Source organism: Kocuria tytonicola, assembly GCF_003687455.1.
Lineage (GTDB): Bacteria > Actinomycetota > Actinomycetes > Actinomycetales > Micrococcaceae > Kocuria > Kocuria tytonicola.
The window spans coordinates 1-281 of record NZ_PHOA01000235.1 but is presented as its reverse complement, the minus strand read 5'-3'; the positions used below and the strand labels follow the sequence as shown (position 1 = coordinate 281).

The window sequence follows — 281 nt, the reverse complement described above, 5'->3', positions numbered from 1 at the left end:
GCGCGGGCGGCGGAGCGAGGCGTTATCGGTAGCGGGCAGTTTCGCCAGCTGGCTACGTGCCGCCGCTTTGTCACCGGCAGCAATATCCACTTCCGTCAGACCAAGAATGGCGTCGGCGTTAGCTGGCTCCCGCGTCAGGACATTCTGATATGCAGCGCGGGCGGCGGAGCGAGGCGTTATCGGTAGCGGGCAGTTTCGCCAGCTGGCTACGTGCCGCCGCTTTGTCACCGGCAGCAATATCCACTTCCGTCAGACCAAGAATGGCGTCGGCGTTAGCTGGC

1 protein-coding gene is annotated in these 281 nt (G+C 64.1%); it reads right to left on the bottom strand.

Going from position 1 to position 281, the window contains the following annotated elements; all coding sequences use genetic code 11:
- Positions 1 to 228 (bottom strand): tetratricopeptide repeat protein (locus CWC38_RS12685; protein ID WP_206059915.1); only part of this gene is annotated, 228 nt, incomplete at its 3' end.
- Positions 229 to 281 lie beyond the last annotated feature (53 nt).